This window comes from Iningainema tapete BLCC-T55, from assembly GCF_014698965.1.
In the GTDB taxonomy this organism is placed as follows: domain Bacteria; phylum Cyanobacteriota; class Cyanobacteriia; order Cyanobacteriales; family Nostocaceae; genus Iningainema; species Iningainema tapete.
Genome location: NZ_JACXAE010000066.1, coordinates 1 through 2,458, shown reverse-complemented (window position 1 = coordinate 2,458; position 2,458 = coordinate 1). Strand labels below are relative to the sequence as shown.

General features: G+C 41.7%; 2 protein-coding genes. Both read right to left on the bottom strand.

What is annotated here, in order from left to right:
* Nucleotides 1-1,184 (bottom strand): DUF7453 family protein (locus ICL16_RS19475; RefSeq protein WP_190830907.1); only part of this gene is annotated, 1,184 nt, incomplete at its 3' end.
* Nucleotides 1,185-1,300: 116 nt separating this feature from the next.
* On the bottom strand, nucleotides 1,301-2,458 hold a 1,158-nt coding region (locus tag ICL16_RS19470; protein WP_190830904.1), incomplete at its 5' end, for a DUF7453 family protein.

The window sequence follows — 2,458 nt, the reverse complement described above, 5'->3', positions numbered from 1 at the left end:
AATTCAGCCAGGAAGACGATTTGACCTTGATTGTTTAACCCTTGACGCGAAAAACGCACACTCTTCACAGTCGAGCCTAATAAGGTATCGCCACTAGCAATCACTTTATCATTCACCGGGTCAGCACCTGTGTAAATGCCTGTTTCTCCCAAAGCTAATGTCGCGCCAAACGCTAGTTTACCATTGTTGTTAATGGCAGGAAAGCCAAATATTCTAAACTGACCACTAGTATCGGCGATCGCACTCAAGCTCCCACTAGCACGATGGAACAGACTAATAGTATTCTGATTTGACAGGGCCACATCGCCACTATCATTAATATCTAGTCTATCAGCGCCTATTTCTACCAAAGTAGAAAGTGAATCACCTCTATTGGTATAGATTGCTGCTGTGCCATCTCTGTTAGTGGCAGCAAAAACTACTTCGCTGTTGTTATTAATGTCAACCGAACTAATACCGATAAAACGTGCATTGATTGCGGGAGGAGTACCAGGGGGAAATGGAATGCTTGCTGTAGCAATAGTCACATTAGGTTGATTTGGTCTGGTGAGAATAACGCTATCTGTACGGGTAATATTTTTTTCCAAATAAACTAGTTCCTCAAGATCGTTAAGACTTGCTTGACTTATGTCGATAGTTCCACCAGGGCTTGTACCGCCAAATCCGCGACCTGTCGCGAAGCCGTTTTGACTGATAAAAATCCCTCTCCTCATACCACCTTCTACTTTAAATGCAACAGTACCGTTGTTATTGATTCCTTCCAATAAGTCAATAGAGAAGGAAAGCGTGGAGTTTCCAAATAAAGATGATACGGTATCCGAGTTAGCAATCTCTGTCAACTGGTTTTCATTACTGGTGTATAGTATGCTGTATCCGGAAATATTCCGAGTTTCTCTTGTTGAGGTTACCAGAAAAGATACTGTGCCACTATCGTTAATTACCGCAGTGGAAATACTTCGCCAGGGGAAGCTTTTAGTATCAGCGATTTTAGTGAAGGAATAGGTAGCTGCTTGTACCTGTGTTGCGGCAAGGGCGCTCAGACACAGGCTCAGTGTTACCCCTCCACTCCAGTTTTGTAACCGTCTTTTCCATTTCTCGCCCAGCTTCGCATTCTGATGAGAATTTTCCACAGCAAAGTTGATCAGTCGGCGCTGACTACGAATATTATGGATATATGTATTCATTTGACAACAGTGTTATTTCTGAGTAGTATTGATGAACTGAGAAACAATTAACTCAATAGTATGAGTAATTCTTGCTACAATTGTGTGGACAGTAATTAAGAGATTGACTCTCTCGACTATGGCTGTGTGATTAAATCAGCGCGGTAAATACCTCTAGAACCATCAGTAAATGTTGCGGTGAAAGTCACAGAACCAGCTTTATTAAGGGCATCTTGACCTAAAGTTAAAGAAGATAATTTTTTACCTTCTAATCGATGATTAAAATCAACTACCTTCAGTAAGGTATCACCTTTGTAGATATATATACCTACAGGTTGAGGAGTAAGTGAAGTGAAATAAGAGCTAAAGATGTTAACATTTCCCACAAAAGCGACAATGTCACCCTTAATTACCGGAGTACTGAAGCTATCGAAGGTTCTCCAACTACCGGGAATCTTTGTATTGTTATCTACTACTAACTGTAGTACACCAGCGCGGCGAATGTAGATCCCCTCCTGACTATTAGCACCAAACCCATTAAACACAATATTATCACCGTCTATTCTAGAACCGTATATTCTAGGATTGCTAAAACTAGTGAAGTTTCCCACACCACCAGGAATATTAGTATTGGTGTCTGCCACTACCTCTAATGAGCCATCACGGCTTTGATAAACACCTTGTTTTCCATACTCAGATGTAGAAAAAACTACACTATTCCCCGAAAGTGCCAGGGGACCAAAAGACGAGAAGTTACCTGTGCCACCAGGAATCGGAGTGTTGTGATCGGCAATCACTTGCAAAGTCCCATCATGACTGAGATAAATACCTCGGTTGGCATAAAAAACTACACGATCACCCGACAGTGCCACCCTACCAAAAAACGAGAAGTTACCTGTGCCACCAGGAATCGGAGTGTTGCGATCAGCAATCAGTTGCAAAGTCCCATCATGACTAAGATAAATACCGTTTTGATCGAAAGCATATTCAATAAACGCTACATTACCTCGATCTAAAGCATAGGAGGAGAAACTAGAGAAATTTCTACCACTGCCGCCGGGAATAGGAGTATTGTTATCAACCACTACGGACAATGTCTCTCCACGTTGGATGTAAATTCCTTGGGCTGAACCCGACGAGTTAGAGGAACCAGTAGCACCAAACACTACATTACCACTCTCAATCACTGGAGCAGAAAAACTAGAAAAAGTTAAATTCCTACCAGGAATGGCGGTATTTTTATCAGCAATGATACTTAGTACACCGTCACTAATTTTGTAAATACCTTCTGCTGT